The organism is Streptomyces sp. NPDC001970, assembly GCF_053594115.1.
Window position 1 is genome coordinate 359,203 of the sequence record NZ_JBSFDW010000003.1, and the last position, 15,574, is coordinate 374,776.

Here is a 15,574-nt window from a genome sequence, read left to right on the forward strand (position 1 = left end):
CCGTGATCACCGCTTCCGGCATCGAGCTGCGTGCCGGCGCCCGCATCCTCATCGAGTCCGCCAACTTCCGCATCGCCAAGGGCGACCGCATCGGCCTCGTCGGCCGCAACGGAGCGGGCAAGACCACCCTCACCAAATGCCTCGCGGGCGAAGGCGTTCCCGCCGCGGGCCAGATCGCCCGCTCCGGCGAGGTCGGCTACCTCCCGCAGGACCCGCGCACGGGCGACCTCGACATCCTCGCCCGCGACCGCGTCCTCTCCGCCCGCGGCCTCGACGTGCTGATCCGCAAGATGCGCGAGAACGAGCAGCGCATCGCCACGGGCGCGGGCGCGACGCGCGAGAAGGCCCTGAAGCAGTACGAGCGCCAGGAGACCGAGTTCCTGACGAAGGGCGGGTACGCCGCCGAGGCCGAGGCGGCCACGATCGCCGCCGCGCTCAACCTGCCCGACCGCGTTCTGGGCCAGCCGCTCCACACGCTCTCCGGTGGCCAGCGCCGCCGTGTCGAACTCGCCCGGATCCTCTTCTCCGACGCCGACACGCTGCTCCTGGACGAGCCGACGAACCACCTCGACGCCGACTCGATCGTGTGGCTGCGCGACTACCTGAGGACGTACCGCGGCGGCTTCATCGTCATCTCCCACGACGTCGACCTCGTCGAGACCGTCGTCAACAAGGTCTTCTACCTCGACGCCAACCGCTCGACGATCGACATCTACAACATGGGCTGGAAGCTCTACCAGCAGCAGCGCGAGGCCGACGAGAAGCGTCGCAAGCGCGAGCGCCAGAACGCCGAGAAGAAGGCCGCCGCGCTCAACGCGCAGGCCGACAAGATGCGTGCCAAGGCCACCAAGACCGTTGCCGCGCAGAACATGGCGCGCCGCGCCGAGCGGCTGCTCGCCGGGCTGGACGAGGTGCGGGTCTCCGACAAGGTCGCCAAGCTCCGCTTCCCCGAGCCCGCGCCGTGCGGCAGGACCCCGCTGATGGCCGAGGGGCTGTCCAAGTCGTACGGCTCCCTCGAGATCTTCACCGACGTCGATCTCGCGATCGACAAGGGCTCCCGCGTCGTCATCCTCGGCCTGAACGGCGCCGGCAAGACCACGCTGCTGCGGCTCCTCGGCGGCGTGGAGACGCCGGACACCGGCCAGGTCGTCGACGGCCACGGCCTGAAGCTGGGCTACTACGCCCAGGAGCACGAGACGCTCGACCCGGACCGCACGGTCCTGGAGAACATGCGCTCCGCCGCGCCGGACCTCGACCTGGTCGAGGTCCGCAAGGTGCTGGGCTCCTTCCTGTTCTCCGGCGACGACGTCGACAAGCCGGCCGGGGTGCTCTCCGGCGGTGAGAAGACCCGGCTGGCCCTGGCCACGCTGGTGGTCTCGTCGGCGAACGTGCTGCTCCTGGACGAGCCGACCAACAACCTCGACCCGGCCAGCCGCGAGGAGATCCTGGGCGCGCTGCGCACGTACAAGGGCGCGGTCGTGCTGGTCACGCACGACGAGGGCGCGGTCGAGGCGCTGCAGCCGGAGCGGATCATTCTGCTGCCGGACGGCGTCGAGGACCTGTGGGGCGCCGACTACGCGGATCTCGTCGCGCTCGCCTGACCCTGACCGCCCGGACCGCCCGGCCGCGGCGCGGCGACCGGGCGGCCGCGGACCTGCCCTTGACCGGGCGGGCCTCTTGTCGCCACCCCGCGGCGGGCCCTGCTCCGAACGGGCGGGCCTGATCCACTTCGTATGGATCATTCGGCTCATGAGTGATCCTTCATCTGAGTGAGTGTGTCTCGTACCTCGGCGTGGCGATCTGCCGAAACGGTCCTCCACGGTCGGCCGGTACCCGGAACGGCCCCGTCCGCAGCACACCGGCCCTGACCTGGAATTTCACCCGGTGGGACGCCGAAATCTCTCTGCAGCCCGCACCGGAATACTGAATTCCGGTCAGGGTGGCGCTCTTGCGGCCGCCAAAGCTTGTCGTACGGACCTTGTCGAATGGGTGGCCATGGAGCCCTCGAGGGGTGATCATGAGAGTCCAGAGCGCACTTCCCATGAGGAGGCACGGGTGGCCGAGACTCTGAAGAAGGGCAGCCGGGTGACCGGCGCCGCGCGCGACAAGCTCGCGGCAGACCTGAAGAAGAAGTACGACTCCGGTGCAAGCATCCGGGCGCTGGCCGAAGAGACCGGCCGCTCCTACGGATTCGTCCACCGGATGCTCAGTGAGTCCGGAGTCACGCTGCGGGGACGCGGCGGAGCGACGCGCGGCAAGAAGGCCGCCTCGGCCTGACGGCCGGGAGCGGCATCTGTCGAGAGCGGCGTTTGAGGCCGACCGGCCGGATCCGGTGCCGGCCACCCGGTCGACCGTGTGGTCGGCCGGGTGGTTACTGTGCAGTCACTTAACCGTCGCTGCACCGACTGCACCGCCCGGAACCGGAGGCACCTCATGACTTCGCTCGACTCGCTGGACTCTGTGCTGGACAAGGACGGCGTACGGCTCACCGTCGAAGACGCGGTGGCCACGGTGACCCTCACCAACCCGGACAAGCGCAACGCCCAATCCCCCGCTCTCTGGCGGGCGTTGGCCGAAGCCGGGCGGTCACTGCCGGGTAACGTGCGGGTGGTCGTGCTGCGCGGTGAGGGCAAGTCCTTCTCCGCGGGGCTCGACCGGCAGGCGTTCACGCCCGAGGGCTTCGACGGCGAGCCGTCGTTCCTCGACCTCGCGCGCGGCTCGGACGAGGAGCTGGACGCGGTCATCGCCGAGTACCAGGAGGCGTTCACCTGGTGGCGCCGCAACGACGTCGTGTCGATCGCGGCGGTCCAGGGCCATGCGATCGGTGCCGGGTTCCAGCTCGCCCTCGCCTGCGATCTGCGGATCGTCGCGCAGGACGTGCAGTTCGCCATGCGCGAGACCAGCCTCGGTCTGGTTCCCGACCTCACCGGAACCCACCCGCTCGTCTCCCTCGTCGGCTATGCCCGGGCGCTCGAGATCTGCGCCACCGGGCGTTTCGTCCAGGCCGATGAGGCGGAGCGGATCGGCCTCGCCAACCTTGTTGTGCCCGCCGCCGAACTCGACGCGTCCGTAAGCGACTTGGCGGCCGCGCTGCTCACCGCGCCGCGGGACGCGATGATCGAGACCAAGGCGCTGCTGCGCGGTGCGCAGGAGCGCACGTACGAGGAGCAGCGGACGGCCGAGCGGGCCGCCCAGGCCCGGCGTCTGCGGGACCTCGCGGGCCTCGCGGACTGACGGCGCGCCTCGCCTGCGGCCGGCCCCGCCCCGCCCCTGCGGCCGGCCCGGCCCCGCCCCGCCCCTGCGGCCGGCCCGGCCCGGCCCCGCCCCGCCCCCGCGGCGGGGCGTGCGCCTCGCCGCGCGGGCGCACGCCGCAGCGCCCTCAGCGCCCGGTCGGTACATCCGTGATCAGGACCGCCACGGGCACGGGCGACGGAAGCACCCCAGTGACCGCCTCCCGGACGGCCAGTGCCACCGCCAGCGGGCGGTGACCGGGTGCCGTCGCGCATTCGACGCGTACGGAGGCCTCCTCGATGCGGACCGGTACGCCCAGCGTGCCCGTGAGGTGGGCGACGCCCGGAACGGCGGCCGCCGTGGTGCCCACCTCGCCCCGCGGGGTCACCGCGGGTACTCCGGCCGGCGGATTCACCGGCTCCGGCTCCGCCACGGCGTCCAGCAGCGCCGTCACCTGCAGGTCGATCTCCGTGACCGCGAGGTCCAGCCGCTCCGCGGAGGCGGTGTGAAGGGTCGCGCGGAGCCGCTGGGCCAGGGCCGGGATCGGTTCGTCGGGGGCCGCCGCGAATTCCGCCTCGATACGCAGCGGGCCCGGCGGCAGGGCGGCCGGTGGCGGCGGAACTGCCGGTTCCGCGGTCGTGTCCGGCCCGACGAGCCCGATCCGCAGCCGGCCGAGCACGGCGCCGCGCACCTCCCGTGCCGCCGCCGCACGCAGGACCCCCTCCGCCGCGCGCTCGGTCAGCCAGGCCCCGTCGGCCGCTCCGCCGAGCGGGAGGAGCCTGCCCAGCCCCATCCGGGCCCGTACCGTCGCGGCCCATCCGCCGGCCGTCGTCATCGCCCGAGCCCTGTCATGGCTCCCGCCTCGTCATTGCTCCAGCCTGCCGCATCCCCGGCGCGAGACCGGGCAAGCACACTTAGTGTGGTCATCGGAGTCAGGAGTTGACCACCGCCCGGAAAGGGACGTATGGCGATGACCGAGACCGACGTCAATGTCAAGAAGGAGCCGTCCGGCCCTGTCCGGCGGGGCGGCGGAGATCCGGGCACGCGGGGCCGCACCACCATCGCCGACGGTGTGGTCGAGAAGATCGCCGGACTCGCGGCCCGGGACGTGGTGGGTGTCCACGCCATGGGCAGCGGAATCTCCCGTACGTTCGGCGCCGTGCGCGACCGTGTGCCCGGTGGCGGCGGTCGTTCGAGCAGCGCCACCCGTGGTGTGAAGGCCGAGGTCGGCGAGGTCCAGACGGCGCTCGATCTCGAGATCGTCGTCGACTACGGAGTATCGATCTCGGACGTCGCCCGCGACGTGCGCGAGAACGTCGTCGCCGCGGTGGAGCGCATGACCGGGCTGGAGGTCGTCGAGGTCAACATCGCGGTCAGCGATGTGAAGCTGCCGGACGAGGAAGAAGAAGAGCCGGAACCGCGGATCCAGTAGCCCAGTGGCGGATCCAGTGGCTCCAGCAGGGGAGCGAGCTCACGAGAGGGGCTCACGATGAGCATGGCGGTGGCCGGCCTGTTGGCCGGCATGGCGCTCGGATTCGCCGGGTACTTCGGCGGTTTCGGGGCTTTTCTCCTGGTGGCCGCGCTCGGCGCGGTCGGGTTCGTGGCCGGCCGCTTCGTGGACGGCGACCTCGAACCGGGTGACTTCTTCCGGCGCCGCGAGCACGGCGACCGGCGGAGGTGACACGGCGTGGCCGCGGAGTCGACTCCGCCCGTGGCGACGAAGGAGATCGAGGCGGCGGAGCGGGGAGCGACGACGATCGCCGACCGGGTCGTCGCCAAGATCGCCGCGCAGGCGGCGCGGGAGGCCCTCGTACAGGTACCGGAGGGCGGCGAGGCTCCCCACGCCACGGTCACGGTGCACCATGACCGCGCCCGCGTGCGGATCAGCCTCGAACTCGAATACCCCACCGACATCGGCGAGCAGTGCCGCGCCGTGCGTCGCCGTGTCACGCAGCGGGTAGAGGCGTTGGCGGGGATGGAGGTGCCCGAGGTGGCCGTACAGGTCGAGCGGCTGCACTCCGTCCACACGCGCCGGGCGGCCCAGGGGAGGCTCCGATGACCGAACCCGTGAAGGAAAAGGAACAGGAGAAGGAACTGGACCAGTCGGCCTCCGCGGCCGCGTACCGGCCCGCCGCCGTGGACCAGGACGACCGCCGCGGACGCTTCTGGTCCAAGCGGCGGATCCCGGCCGGGCTGCTCGCGGCCGTGGTCGCCGGCGGTGCGGGGCTGCTCCTGTACGACGTCGCGGCCGTCCGGGCCGAACGGCCCGCCATGGCCTGGCGCCAGGGGCTCGCCGACCGGCTGGAGCGATGGCCCGTCGGCAACACCTGGGTGCTGGTGGGCGCGGGCGTCGCGGTGCTGCTCGGGGTGTGGCTGTTCGTGCTCGCGGTGACGCCCGGGCTCCGGGGACTGCTGCCGATGCGGCGGGACCCGTCGGACACGGACGTACGGGCCGGACTGGACCGGGAGGCCGCCGCGCTGGTGCTGCGCGACCGGGCGATGGAGGTGTCCGGGGTGCAGTCCGTGCGCGTACGGATGGGGCGGCGCCGGGTCGGGGTACGGGCGGTGTCCCACTTCCGTGAACTCGACGACGTACGGTCCGACATGGACGCGGTGCTCGGTGCGGGAATCCGGGAACTCGGGCTGGCGCATCCGCCGGCGCTGTCCGTGGTCGTCCGGCGGCCTGCGAAGAAGGGGTGACCAGGATGCTCCGCGTCGTCAACCGCGTGCTGGTCGGCCTCGCCGGGTTGGTGCTGCTGGCCGCCGGTGGAGGGGTGCTCGCCGCCGGGCTCGGCCTGGGCGTGCCGTCCTGGTGGCCCTGGTCCGGTCCCGACGACGTCCTGCTGAGCGAGAGCGCGCGGCAGCGGTGGCGGGCCGAGGGCTGGTGGTGGCCCGTCGTCATCGCGGCGCTCGCGGTCCTCGTGCTGCTCGCCCTGTGGTGGCTTGTGGCGCAACTGCGCCGCTCGCGCCTCGCGGAGGTCCTGGTCGAAAGCGGCGACGGCGAGGGCGCGCTGCTTCGGGGCCGGGCGCTGGAGGCCGTCCTTGCGGGCGAGGCGGAGCACCTGGACGGGGTGGCCCGTGCCCGGATCGCCCTCCACGGCCGCCGCACGGCCCCTACGGCCCGTGTCCGTCTCCTCCTGGAGCCGTACGCCTCCCCGGGCGAGACCCTGCACCGTCTCTCGACGGAGGCGCTGACCCATGCCCGTGACTCGGCGGGCCTCGCGTCGCTCCCGTCGGAGATCCGCCTCCGCGCCGAGAAGCACCGCGCACGCCGCGTGACGTGACGGGGTGCCGCCCCGTCGGCCCCGGGCGGGCCCACTGGGGCGCGCCCGCAGACCCTCGGTGCCGGTGGGGGCGGCCCGTGTGTCCGTTCCCAGGTGCCGGACGGGCCGGGTGTGGCAGGTGCAAAGTCCGCCGCAGGCGGCGACCGCGGGCTCGGGCCGGGCGGTCGCTCGGGATGCGGGCCTGCGGGCGCGCTGGTTGGCTGGAGGAGCCCGCTCATTCCGACGTCCGAGGAGTGACCATGAGCGTTGCAGGTGAATCCGGTGGGCGCGTCCGGCAGATGCGTCAGAAGGCAGAGGAATTGAAGCAGGCTGCGGAACGGGCGACCGACCCGGAGGAGCGGCAGCGGCTCCAGGACAAGGCCCGCAGGCTGCAGGAGCAGAGCGAGCAGGAGAGCGCCATGGGCGCGGGGGACATATACCCCCAGGAGTAAGCACTCAGGCGTTCACCGGCCGGTGGCCGCTCGCGACACACCAGACGCGAGCAGTCACCGGCTCCGTGCGTAGGGGCAGCCCTCAGCAGCCCTGAACGGCCCCGGCCGACCCCACCGAAATCCTCCCTGGCGCCGCCGCCCCGCCACCGTGCTCAGTAGCCGTGCCGGGCCCCGCCGTCCACCGGAAGCATCACGCCCGTCAGATACGACGCCGCAGGGGACAGCAGGAACGCCGCCGTACGGCCGAACTCCTCCGGAGTGCCGTATCGCCGCAGCGGAATGCGGGACTCGTTGGCAGCGCGGGCCGCGTCCGCGTCGCCGGAGAGGGCGTCGAGTTCGCGGACGCGGTCCGTGTCGATGCGGGCCGGGAGCAGCCCCACGACGCGAATGCCGCGCGGGCCCAGTTCGTCGGCGAGGGACTTGGCGAGGCCCGCGAGGCCAGGGCGCAGACCGTTGGAGATGGTCAGGCCCGGGATCGGCTCATGGACCGAGCCGGACAGCACGAAGCCGATGATCCCGCCGTCGCCGAGCGCCTCCGCCGCGCCCCGCGCCAGCCGCACCGCGCCCATGAAGACCGACTCGAACGCCGACCGCCACTGCTCGTCCGTGTTGTCCGTGACAAAGCCGGGAGGCGGGCCGCCGACGCTGATCAGGACGCCGTCGAGGCGGCCGAAGTGCTCGCGCGCTGCTGTGATCAACTGCTCGGCGACCGCCGGGTCGGCGTTGTCCACGGCGACTCCGACCGTCTGCGGGCCCAGCTCGGCGGCGGCCTTCGCGACGGACTGCTCCTCCCGCCCGGTGATGACCAGCTTCGCGCCCTCCGCCGCCAGCGCCCGCGCCGAAGCGTTGCCCAGTCCCCGCGTCGCTCCGGTGACGACGTACACACGGTCCTTCAGTCCAAGATCCATGGGCCCCATCCTGCCGCCTCGCACCAGGACAGGGACAGACCGGGGACGCTTGTGACCGCACCGCGGCCGACTGGGCGGCCGCCCGCGGAGCCGGCTACGCGGCCGCCGTCACCGACTCGGCCGCATCCTGCTCGCCCGCGGCCGCCGCGCGGTCGCGCTTCTCGCGGCGTACGAGGATCACCCAGCCGACGGGCACACCGGCCGCGAACAGCCACCACTGCACGGCGTACGCCATGTGCGCACCGATGGAGTCGTGGTCGGGGTCGGGGATCAGCTCGGGGGAGCCGCCGGCGGGTTCCGGCGCGGTCTGCTCCAGATAGCCGCCGAGCACCGCACGGCCGAGGCTCTTCCCCTGCTGCTCGCTGTTGATCAGCATGATCTGGCGGGGCGGCAGCCCGGACAGGTCCTTGATCCCGCTGGAGCTCGTTGTCTGATCGGCCATCAGCCGCCCGGTGACGGTCACTTCGCCCTTGGGCGCGGGCGGCACCTCGGGAAAGGCCGCCTGGTCGGCCGCGGTGGGCACCCAGCCGCGGTTGACGAGGACCGCGCGGCCGTCGGTGAGGATCAGCGGGGTCAGTACGTGGAAGCCGACCCGGTCGTCGGCGTTGGTGCGGCGGCGCACGACGACCTCGTGGGCGGTGTCGTACGTGCCGGTCGCCGTGACCCGCCGCCAGTAGTCGGCGCGGGGGACGGTGTGACCGGGGGAGGTCAGCTCGGTGACCGGGACGGGCCGGGCGGTGAGGTTGTCCGAGATCAACTCGTTCTGTGCGACCCGGTGCTGGTGCCGGTGCAGCTGCCAGAATCCCAGCTCGACCATCACAGGAACGAGGACGAGGCTGACGAGGGTGAGGATCACCCACTGCCGGGACAACAGGAAGCGGTACACCCCATGACCGTACAACTCGGCCATGGGGTGCTCGGACGGAGGGGTCCCGGGCGCCGGGGAGCCTCGGGGAGTCCGGGACCCGCGCGGGAGGCTCAGACCTTGTCGATGATGCCCGCCTTTCCCTCGGAGCGCGCGCAGTGGGCGCCGCAGTACCAGTGCCCGTCGGCCTCGACGCCCTGGCCGATGATCTGGACCCGGCAGTGTTCGCAGACGGGGGCCATCCGGTGGATGGCGCAGGAGAAGCAGTCGAAGACGTGCACCGCGCCCTGCGCGTGCACCTCGAACGACATGCCGTAGTCGTTTCCGCAGACCTCGCAACGTGCCATGCGCCGCATGCTGCGGAGCGCGGGGCACCGGAGCAAGATCCATGCTGGCGGGTCGGCGCGGCAGCACCCGACCGGCGCAGCGGGTCCCTGCGGGCGCGGCCGGAGAGGCGCCCTCCGGCCGCCTGGCGCCGAGGCGACCTCCTGCCGGCGTGGAGTCGAGAGCCGGCGTCCCGGCCGTCGCGGAGCACCGGACGGCCCGGACTCAGTCGTCCGCCGCGGCCACGTCCCTCAGCAGCTGTGTGAAGGCCGCCTCGTCGACGATCGGCGTCCCGTACGACTTCGCCCTGAGCGTCTTCGAGGTCGCCGCGTCGGGGTCGTTGGTGACGAGCAGGCTCGTCAGCCGGGAGACGCTCGTCGCGACATGGAGCCCGGTCTCGATCGCGCGGTCCTCCAGGAGCTCGCGCTCGATGGACGTGTCGCCCGAAAAGGCCACGCGCATTCCCTGCTTGAGTGGTTTGTCCGGCTCGTAGCGGCCAGGGTTCGGATACGGACACGCGGGACGCCTGCGTGACGGGCGCCAGCTGTTCGGCCGGTACGAGGACCCCGATGCCTGGTGGCCGATGCGTGGAGTGGCGGGCGTGGACGACCACTCGGTCAGCGGCCGGCACTCCAGCAGAGGCAGCCGCACTCCGCGCTCGGCGGCGGCGTGCAGGCTGGGCCGGAACGCCTCGGCCAGCACCCGTGCGTCGTCCAGCGCGTGGTGCGCGCGCCGCTGGACGACACCGAAGTGGGCGGCCAGCGACTCGAGCTTGTGGTTGGGCAGCGGGAGCGAGAGCTCCTTGGAGAGGGCGATCGTGCACAGCCGCTGCCGCACGGGCGCGACGCGCTCCGCCCGCGCGTACTCTCTGGCGATCATCGACCAGTCGAAGATCGCGTTGTGTGCGACGAGGACCCGGCCGTCGAGCCGGTGCGCGAACTCGTGGGCGATATCGGTGAAGAGCGGTGCGCTCTCCAGCACCTCGCTCGTCAGCCCATGGATCCACACCGGGCCCGGATCCCGCTCCGGATTCACCAGCGTGTACCAGTGGTCCTCGACATTTCCCTGGGCGTCCAGCCGATAGACGGCAGCCGACACTATCCGGTCGTCGCGGGCGAGTCCGGTGGTCTCCACGTCGACGACCGCGTACCCCTGGGGATACGCGGTCGGCCACGCTGCTGCTGTCGTACGGTCGTCGAGCATGGTCACAGAGCTTACGGGCCGCCACTGACACGGCCGTCCCGGCCCACTCGCGACCCGGGCGACGGCCAACTCGCGACGGGGTCGAACGGCCCGGGTCGCGACCGGCTCAGCCGAGCGCCGCCACAAGGTCCCCCGCCGCCACCTGTTCCAGCCCGCAGCCGTCAACAGGCCCCGGCAGCAGCCGGTATACGGACCCGCGCGCACCCGACGGCGCGAGGTCGCCCTGCACCAGCGCGAGCAGCACCTCCCGCCCCTCGGCGACCTGCTCCGCGTCGACGGCCTTGCCCCGGCCCTGCGGTTCCGTCAGCCCCCGCACGCGGGCGGCGAAGTCCGCGCTCCGCTCACCCTCGCGCCGCCGGTAGTGCCACAGCTCCTCGCGGCGTACGACCGCTACCTCGTCCGTGCGCGCGGCCGCATGCCAGGCCGCCAGGTCCCACAAGGTCGTGCGGCCCGCAGTGAAGTACTGGTACAGGTCCTTGCCGATCCGGCCCAGATCGGCGCTGTGCCGGTAGACGCTGTGGTAGCCCTCGGACGGCGGCAGATGCACGTCGGTCCACAGGAACGTGCGCCGCTCCAGGTCGACCACCATCGGCACATGGATCCGGGAGTCCCCGGCCAGGTCGTAACGCTGCCGCACGGTCCGCGGGTCGTACGAGGCGTCCCGTTCGCTCTCGCGCGCCGAAGGAAGCGCCATGAACCCGGCGAAAGCGTCCAGGAGCTTCTCGAACGGCACATTGTTGAAGCTGAAGACGATGGGCATCGCGAAGCGCACGCCCGCGGCGGCGAGCCCCGCCGTGTCCAGGTCGACGTACTCCGTCGCACCGTCCGGCGCGGGAGCGGACGTCAGATCGCCGGAGTGGACGGCGACCCGCTTCCCGTACACGAGGCTCGTGTAGTCGCACAGTCCGACGTACTTCCACGCGGCGTCGAACATCGCCACCGACAGATCGAGGTCCACCACGGTCCTCGCGGGCTCGGTCCAGTGCAGGAACATCCGCAGGATCTCGCCCTGCGGCAGCGGCTGCGTGCTGCCGCGCGGCAGGGAGACCAGGGCCTTCACCGCCGCGCTCTCGGCCGCCGGGACGGCGAGTCCGGCCAGGTCCGCGTCCAGGACGGCCACGTCGAACCGGGACGCACCCGACAGCCGGCGCACGACCTCGCGCTCCAGCAGCTCGCACACCCGCTCGACCGTGGTCGTCGGCAGCGGGGCGCGTGTGTCGTCCAGCGTGTACGAATGAGCCACCTGGCCGCGTGGGAAGAACACCCTGCGGTCGCCGGGCATATGACGGATCCTCAGTCGCCCGAGAGCGGCCAGCAGCGGGCCGGGACCCGCCTTGGCCAGCCCCTTCTCCAGGACGGTGAACACCGCGGACGACGGTTCGCCGCCCTCGTGCAGACGCAGGACGTGGTCGAGCCGGCGCAGCAGTTCGCCCGGCCGCTGCGCCAGCAGGCGGACTGCCGTGTCCAGTTCGCGCTCGGCGAGTGCCTGCTCGACCCGTCCCGTCCAGGTGTTCGGCTTGATCCGGGCGCCGTCGATCCGTACCGCCGCAGGGTGCCGGGCGGCAGTACGCAGCAGCGCGGCGCCCATCGGTCCGGCGGACAGGTCGGTGGCGCGCACCACCGTGAAGGCGAGCGTCGCCCTCGGGTGGCGTTCGTGACGCTCGTACGGATGAAGGATCTCCGCCGCCCGCTTCCACCGCATCGAGTGACGCAGTACGTCCTCGACGAGTGACGTCGTATCCAGCGCGTCGAGCACGCCGAGCAGTTCGCGCCGCAGCCCGCGCGGAAGCGAGCGGAACCGCCGCTCGTCGAGCAGGTCCGCCTCGCCGCCCGACCAGACGCTCAGCAGCCTCAGCACATCGGTCGCGGTGGTCAGATATGCGGGCAGCAGCGGCCGTACGGCCTCGCGCGTGCGCCGGTCCAGCAGGAGCGTCCCCAGGACCAGTGCCTTGGTCTCGCGTACGGGGATGTCGACCGGCAGCCAGTCGAGATCGGCAGGGGCGTGCGCGAGCAGCACCTTCACGTCGTCACGGTCCCGCGGCGGCAGCGGGGTGCGGCGGGCCAGCAGCTTCTCCAGGGCTCTGGCCGCGTCGGCGCCCGCGTCGATCCCGAGCGCGAGCGGCTTCAGCGGGCCCGCGTAGCCGTCGGCCGCGTGGGGAGAGGCGGGCCGCGAGGGCCGGAGGAAGGGGTCGGTGCGGTCGATGCGACGGTTGCAGACCGGGCAGCCGGCGTAGTCGGCGCCGTCCCAGCAGGTCCGGCACACGAGGTGCGCGCACGGCGCGACGGGATGCACGCTGCCGACCGTGCCGCACAGCACGCACGGCTGGTCGGGCCACTGCAGGAGCAGCGTGAACACCCGGTCGATGTACAGCTGGTACGTGTTCCCCGGCACGGACACCGGGAAGCTCCGGAAGAGCGGCATGTGCGTGCGGTCGGCGCCCAGCTCCGCGTCGATCAGACGCAGCAGCTCCATGCCGGCCTCGCCGAGGCCCGCCGGGCCGAGCCAGGCGAGGGCGTCGCGCAGTTGCGCGGTCGGGGCGAACCCGCGGTCGAGCAGTTCGGCTTCGAGGGCGGCGAGCCCTTCGTCGGTCGGTGCGTCACCGGGGCGGGGCCCGGCCTGGGTGACGTAGACCGTACGGAGACGGCGGAGCAGCACGGGCGCGAGCGACGACGGCGACAGCACGGGCAAACAGATCCCCCCGGACCTCGGAAAGTGTGAAGCGAGGGCGGAGAGTGAGCGCGCTACGGATTCATAGAAAGAGAGAGAAGGAAGCACGCTTGCGGAGCCGCCCCCGCTGGGAACGACTGTACGAGAGGCGTCCGCGGCGTTCCACCGAATTAATTCGCCTGTCCCGCCTGTCGATTCCCCTGGGACAGCAGCGACTCCACCAGGGCCCGCACGGAGACGGCGAACAGCCGCTCAGGGTCGGCCGGGCGCGCGAGCGCACGTGCCAGCGCCGGGTCCTGCTCGGCCGGGTCGTCCTCCGTGCTCCCGTTGCCCGTGCCCCACAGCTCCTCCTCGCCCGGTGACTGCACGGGCGCGCGCTCCCGGTTCCGCTCGACGAGGACGAAGCCGACGATCTGGACCTGCACGGCCCGTACGGCCTCGGCGGCGCGCGCCCCGCGCAACCCGGCGGCGTGCACCTCATGGACGAGCGCCCGCTGGGCGGGCAGGAACATCAGCTTGGTCAGGCCCCGTTCATGGACCATCGCGATCAGATGCGGCCGTGCCCGCAGCTCGCGGCGCAGACGGCGCGCGACCGAGACGATCCGCTCCGCCGGGGTGCGCCCGGTGGGCCGGATCGCTCCCATCTCCTGGACGGTCCGCTCCACGAGCGCGTCCAGCAGCGACTCCCGGTTGCCGACATGCCAGTAGATCGACGTGACGGCCGTGCCGAGCTCGGCGGCGAGCCTGCGCATCGTGAGGGCGTCGGGACCGTGCTGCTTCACGAGGCCGGCGGCCGCCTCCAGCACCTGGTCACGGCTCAGCGCGTTGCGTGACATCGGCTCCTCGACTCCTGTCGCTGCAGCGCTCTTTACCCTTCATCGGCGCCGGTGTAACAGTGTTACAGGACCGACCCCGACGAACGACGAAGGGTGGTACGACATGGCACGCGTACGGTACGGCGCGCGCACCGAGGCCGAGATCACGGCCGCCCGCGCAGCCGGCGCCAAACTCCCCGACATCTGGTCCACGGGCGTCGTGGCCGTCTGGGAGACCGACCCGGACGTGGTCGCGGCCGTCCTGCCGCCGCCGCTCAAACCCACCGAACGCCCGCTCGTACGGGCCAACATCAGCAAGGTCGATCTGCCCGGCTGTCCTCCCCCGCAGCCTTCGGCGCGGCAGGTACCCCCGGGCGCGGGCTCGGTCGCCGTCGCCGCCGCCCACGGCGACCAGCAGGGCTGGTATCCGCTCGTCATGCCGATGACCCATGAGCGGGCCCTCATCGGCGGTCGTGAGGTCTTCGGCGAGCCGAAGAAGCTGGGCGAGGTGACCGTCGAGCGCGACGGCCTGGTCGTCCGGGCCGCCCTCGCCCGGCACGGGATCGCCTTCGTCGAGGTGCGGGCCGCGGTGTCGGGCCCCCTGCCGCTGCCCGAGCCGAGCGAGAAGCTGGACTTCTACTTCAAGTTCCTCCCGTCGGTGGACGGTTCGGGCTCGGGCTTCGACACCGACCCGGTCCTCGTCCACTGCGTACGGGGCGAGAGGTTCCGCAGGCTGGAGCAGCTCACCGGCGATGTCGTCCTGCGGGAGTCGATGTACGACCCGGTCGCCGACCTGCCCGTACGGAAGCTGGTCGGGCTCACCATCGGCGAGAAGACCACCGACCAGAAGGGCCGCGTGGCCGAACGGGTCAGCGCCCGGGCCCTGCTCCCGTACATCCACCAGCGGTACGACGACCCGCAGCAGATCCTCGACGGACCGCCGGAGGGGAGCGTCCGGTGAGGCTCGCGGAAGGACACGTCGCCGTCGTCACCGGCGCGGCGAGCGGCATCGGACTGGCGATGGCCCGGCGGTTCGCCGCGGAGGGGCTGAAGGTCGTCCTCGCGGACGTCGAGGACGCCGCCCTGAGCAAGGCCACGGACGCTCTCGTGGCCGCCGGCGCGGACGTCCTCGCACGGGTCGTCGACGTGTCCGACCGGGACTCCGTGCAGCAGCTCGCCGACGCCGCGTACGAGACCTTCGGCGCCGTCCATGTCCTGTGCAACAACGCGGGGGTCGGCTCCGGCGCCGAGGGCAGGATGTGGGAGCACGAGCCGAACGACTGGAAGTGGGCCTTCGCGGTCAACGTGTGGGGCGTCTTCCACGGCATCCAGGCCTTCGTCCCGCGCATGATCGCCGGCGGTGAGCCCGGCCATGTCGTCAACACCTCGTCCGGCGACGGCGGCATCGCACCCCTGCCCACGGCGTCCGTGTACGCCGTCACCAAGGCGGCCGTCGTGACCATGACCGAGTCGCTGTACGCGCATCTGAAGGCCGAGGGCGCCCAGGTCGGCGCGTCCGTGCTCTTCCCGGGCCCGCACATGCTCCGCACCGGACTGTGGGAGTCGCACCGCAACAGGCCCCCGCGCTACGCCAAGGAACGGCCGCGCCGGACCCCTTACCGCAGCCTCGACCAGTGGGAGGCGGCGATGAAGGCCGCGGGGCAGGAGGTCACGTTCACGCCCGTGGAGCAGGTCGCCGAGCACGTCGTGGACGGGATCAGGGCCGACCGCTTCTGGATGCTCCCGGCGAGCGAGCACAGCGACCGCCAGATCCGGGCGCGGTCGCAGTCGATGCTCGACCGGGCCGACCCGTCGTACCTGGAGAGCTTCATACTCGACTGAGGG

Annotated in this window: 18 protein-coding genes; 11 read left to right on the top strand and 7 right to left on the bottom strand. The window is 72.3% G+C overall.

Annotated features, from left to right (window positions below; all coding sequences use genetic code 11):
- Positions 1–2 precede the first annotated feature (2 nt).
- From ACWCP0_RS06210 to ACWCP0_RS06220, 3 genes are all read left to right on the top strand, one after another.
- Positions 3–1,601, top strand: coding sequence for an ABC-F family ATP-binding cassette domain-containing protein (locus ACWCP0_RS06210; RefSeq protein ID WP_451077680.1), 1,599 nt, complete (start codon positions 3–5; stop codon positions 1,599–1,601).
- 454 nt (positions 1,602–2,055) lie between these two features.
- Positions 2,056–2,277 (top strand): helix-turn-helix domain-containing protein, encoded by a 222-nt coding sequence (locus ACWCP0_RS06215; protein WP_006123601.1) that lies wholly within the window; start codon positions 2,056–2,058, stop codon positions 2,275–2,277.
- A 156-nt stretch (positions 2,278–2,433) separates the two neighbouring features.
- Positions 2,434–3,234 (top strand): enoyl-CoA hydratase/isomerase family protein, encoded by an 801-nt coding sequence (locus ACWCP0_RS06220; RefSeq protein ID WP_451077681.1) that lies wholly within the window; start codon positions 2,434–2,436, stop codon positions 3,232–3,234.
- A gap of 145 nt (positions 3,235–3,379) precedes the next feature.
- Here the strand turns inward: ACWCP0_RS06220 and ACWCP0_RS06225 are convergent, their stop codons facing one another.
- Positions 3,380–4,066 carry a hypothetical protein gene (locus ACWCP0_RS06225; RefSeq protein ID WP_451077682.1) on the bottom strand — a complete coding sequence of 229 codons (687 nt, stop codon included), beginning with the start codon at positions 4,064–4,066 and terminating at the stop codon, positions 3,380–3,382.
- A gap of 129 nt (positions 4,067–4,195) precedes the next feature.
- Here ACWCP0_RS06225 and ACWCP0_RS06230 point away from each other — a divergent pair, with 129 nt between their 5' ends.
- From ACWCP0_RS06230 to ACWCP0_RS06255, 6 genes are all read left to right on the top strand, one after another.
- The gene (locus ACWCP0_RS06230) at positions 4,196–4,663 is read left to right on the top strand and encodes an Asp23/Gls24 family envelope stress response protein (RefSeq protein ID WP_451077683.1); all 468 of its coding nucleotides are present in this window, start codon (positions 4,196–4,198) and stop codon (positions 4,661–4,663) included.
- Between the two features lie 57 nt (positions 4,664–4,720).
- Positions 4,721–4,912, top strand: a complete 192-nt coding sequence (locus ACWCP0_RS06235) for a hypothetical protein (protein WP_451077684.1) — start codon at positions 4,721–4,723, stop codon at positions 4,910–4,912.
- A 6-nt stretch (positions 4,913–4,918) separates the two neighbouring features.
- Positions 4,919–5,290, top strand: coding sequence for an Asp23/Gls24 family envelope stress response protein (locus ACWCP0_RS06240; protein ID WP_451077685.1), 372 nt, complete (start codon positions 4,919–4,921; stop codon positions 5,288–5,290).
- On the top strand, positions 5,287–5,931 hold the full coding sequence (locus ACWCP0_RS06245; RefSeq protein ID WP_451077686.1) for a DUF6286 domain-containing protein: 645 nt from the start codon (positions 5,287–5,289) through the stop codon (positions 5,929–5,931). Before ACWCP0_RS06240 ends, ACWCP0_RS06245 begins: the two co-directional genes overlap by 4 nt.
- A 5-nt stretch (positions 5,932–5,936) precedes the next feature.
- Positions 5,937–6,515 carry an alkaline shock response membrane anchor protein AmaP gene (gene amaP / locus ACWCP0_RS06250; RefSeq protein ID WP_451077754.1) on the top strand — a complete coding sequence of 193 codons (579 nt, stop codon included), beginning with the start codon at positions 5,937–5,939 and terminating at the stop codon, positions 6,513–6,515.
- Between the two features lie 239 nt (positions 6,516–6,754).
- A complete protein-coding gene (locus tag ACWCP0_RS06255) occupies positions 6,755–6,946 on the top strand; it encodes a DUF6381 family protein (protein WP_351225188.1) in 192 nt (63 codons plus the stop codon).
- Between the two features lie 152 nt (positions 6,947–7,098).
- Here ACWCP0_RS06255 and ACWCP0_RS06260 read toward each other — a convergent pair whose 3' ends face one another.
- The 6 genes from ACWCP0_RS06260 to ACWCP0_RS06285 all read right to left on the bottom strand — a co-directional run bounded on the left by ACWCP0_RS06260 (position 7,099) and on the right by ACWCP0_RS06285 (position 13,750).
- Positions 7,099–7,854, bottom strand: coding sequence for an SDR family oxidoreductase (locus ACWCP0_RS06260; protein ID WP_451077687.1), 756 nt, complete (start codon positions 7,852–7,854; stop codon positions 7,099–7,101).
- A gap of 94 nt (positions 7,855–7,948) precedes the next feature.
- A complete protein-coding gene (locus tag ACWCP0_RS06265) occupies positions 7,949–8,740 on the bottom strand; it encodes an SURF1 family cytochrome oxidase biogenesis protein (protein ID WP_451077755.1) in 792 nt (263 codons plus the stop codon).
- A 92-nt stretch (positions 8,741–8,832) separates the two neighbouring features.
- Positions 8,833–9,066, bottom strand: coding sequence for a hypothetical protein (locus ACWCP0_RS06270; protein ID WP_451077688.1), 234 nt, complete (start codon positions 9,064–9,066; stop codon positions 8,833–8,835).
- A 202-nt stretch (positions 9,067–9,268) separates the two neighbouring features.
- Complete coding sequence (locus ACWCP0_RS06275) at positions 9,269–10,252, bottom strand: DEDDh family exonuclease (RefSeq protein WP_451077689.1); 984 nt, start codon at positions 10,250–10,252, stop codon at positions 9,269–9,271.
- A 100-nt stretch (positions 10,253–10,352) separates the two neighbouring features.
- Positions 10,353–12,926, bottom strand: a complete 2,574-nt coding sequence (locus tag ACWCP0_RS06280) for an MXAN_6230/SCO0854 family RING domain-containing protein (protein ID WP_451077756.1) — start codon at positions 12,924–12,926, stop codon at positions 10,353–10,355.
- A 158-nt stretch (positions 12,927–13,084) separates the two neighbouring features.
- Positions 13,085–13,750 carry a TetR/AcrR family transcriptional regulator gene (locus ACWCP0_RS06285; protein WP_451077690.1) on the bottom strand — a complete coding sequence of 222 codons (666 nt, stop codon included), beginning with the start codon at positions 13,748–13,750 and terminating at the stop codon, positions 13,085–13,087.
- 103 nt (positions 13,751–13,853) lie between these two features.
- Here ACWCP0_RS06285 and ACWCP0_RS06290 point away from each other — a divergent pair, with 103 nt between their 5' ends.
- Both ACWCP0_RS06290 and ACWCP0_RS06295 read left to right on the top strand, forming a co-directional pair.
- Positions 13,854–14,690 carry an acetoacetate decarboxylase family protein gene (locus ACWCP0_RS06290; RefSeq protein ID WP_451077691.1) on the top strand — a complete coding sequence of 279 codons (837 nt, stop codon included), beginning with the start codon at positions 13,854–13,856 and terminating at the stop codon, positions 14,688–14,690.
- Positions 14,687–15,571, top strand: coding sequence for an SDR family NAD(P)-dependent oxidoreductase (locus ACWCP0_RS06295; protein WP_451077692.1), 885 nt, complete (start codon positions 14,687–14,689; stop codon positions 15,569–15,571). Before ACWCP0_RS06290 ends, ACWCP0_RS06295 begins: the two co-directional genes overlap by 4 nt.
- The last annotated feature ends 3 nt before the right edge of the window (positions 15,572–15,574 follow it).

Excerpts from the sequence above, each read along its gene's own strand:
- ACWCP0_RS06290 (WP_451077691.1), top strand. The coding sequence starts at position 13,854 with ATGGCACGCGTACGGTACGGCGCGCGCACCGAGGCCGAGATCACGGCC.
- ACWCP0_RS06285 (WP_451077690.1), bottom strand. The coding sequence starts at position 13,750 with ATGTCACGCAACGCGCTGAGCCGTGACCAGGTGCTGGAGGCGGCCGCC.
- ACWCP0_RS06230 (WP_451077683.1), top strand. The coding sequence starts at position 4,196 with ATGGCGATGACCGAGACCGACGTCAATGTCAAGAAGGAGCCGTCCGGC.
- ACWCP0_RS06235 (WP_451077684.1), top strand. The coding sequence starts at position 4,721 with ATGAGCATGGCGGTGGCCGGCCTGTTGGCCGGCATGGCGCTCGGATTC.
- ACWCP0_RS06225 (WP_451077682.1), bottom strand. The coding sequence starts at position 4,066 with ATGACGACGGCCGGCGGATGGGCCGCGACGGTACGGGCCCGGATGGGG.
- amaP (WP_451077754.1), top strand. The coding sequence starts at position 5,937 with ATGCTCCGCGTCGTCAACCGCGTGCTGGTCGGCCTCGCCGGGTTGGTG.
- ACWCP0_RS06260 (WP_451077687.1), bottom strand. The coding sequence starts at position 7,854 with ATGGATCTTGGACTGAAGGACCGTGTGTACGTCGTCACCGGAGCGACG.
- ACWCP0_RS06220 (WP_451077681.1), top strand. The coding sequence starts at position 2,434 with ATGACTTCGCTCGACTCGCTGGACTCTGTGCTGGACAAGGACGGCGTA.
- ACWCP0_RS06270 (WP_451077688.1), bottom strand. The coding sequence starts at position 9,066 with ATGGCACGTTGCGAGGTCTGCGGAAACGACTACGGCATGTCGTTCGAG.
- ACWCP0_RS06245 (WP_451077686.1), top strand. The coding sequence starts at position 5,287 with ATGACCGAACCCGTGAAGGAAAAGGAACAGGAGAAGGAACTGGACCAG.
- ACWCP0_RS06255 (WP_351225188.1), top strand. The coding sequence starts at position 6,755 with ATGAGCGTTGCAGGTGAATCCGGTGGGCGCGTCCGGCAGATGCGTCAG.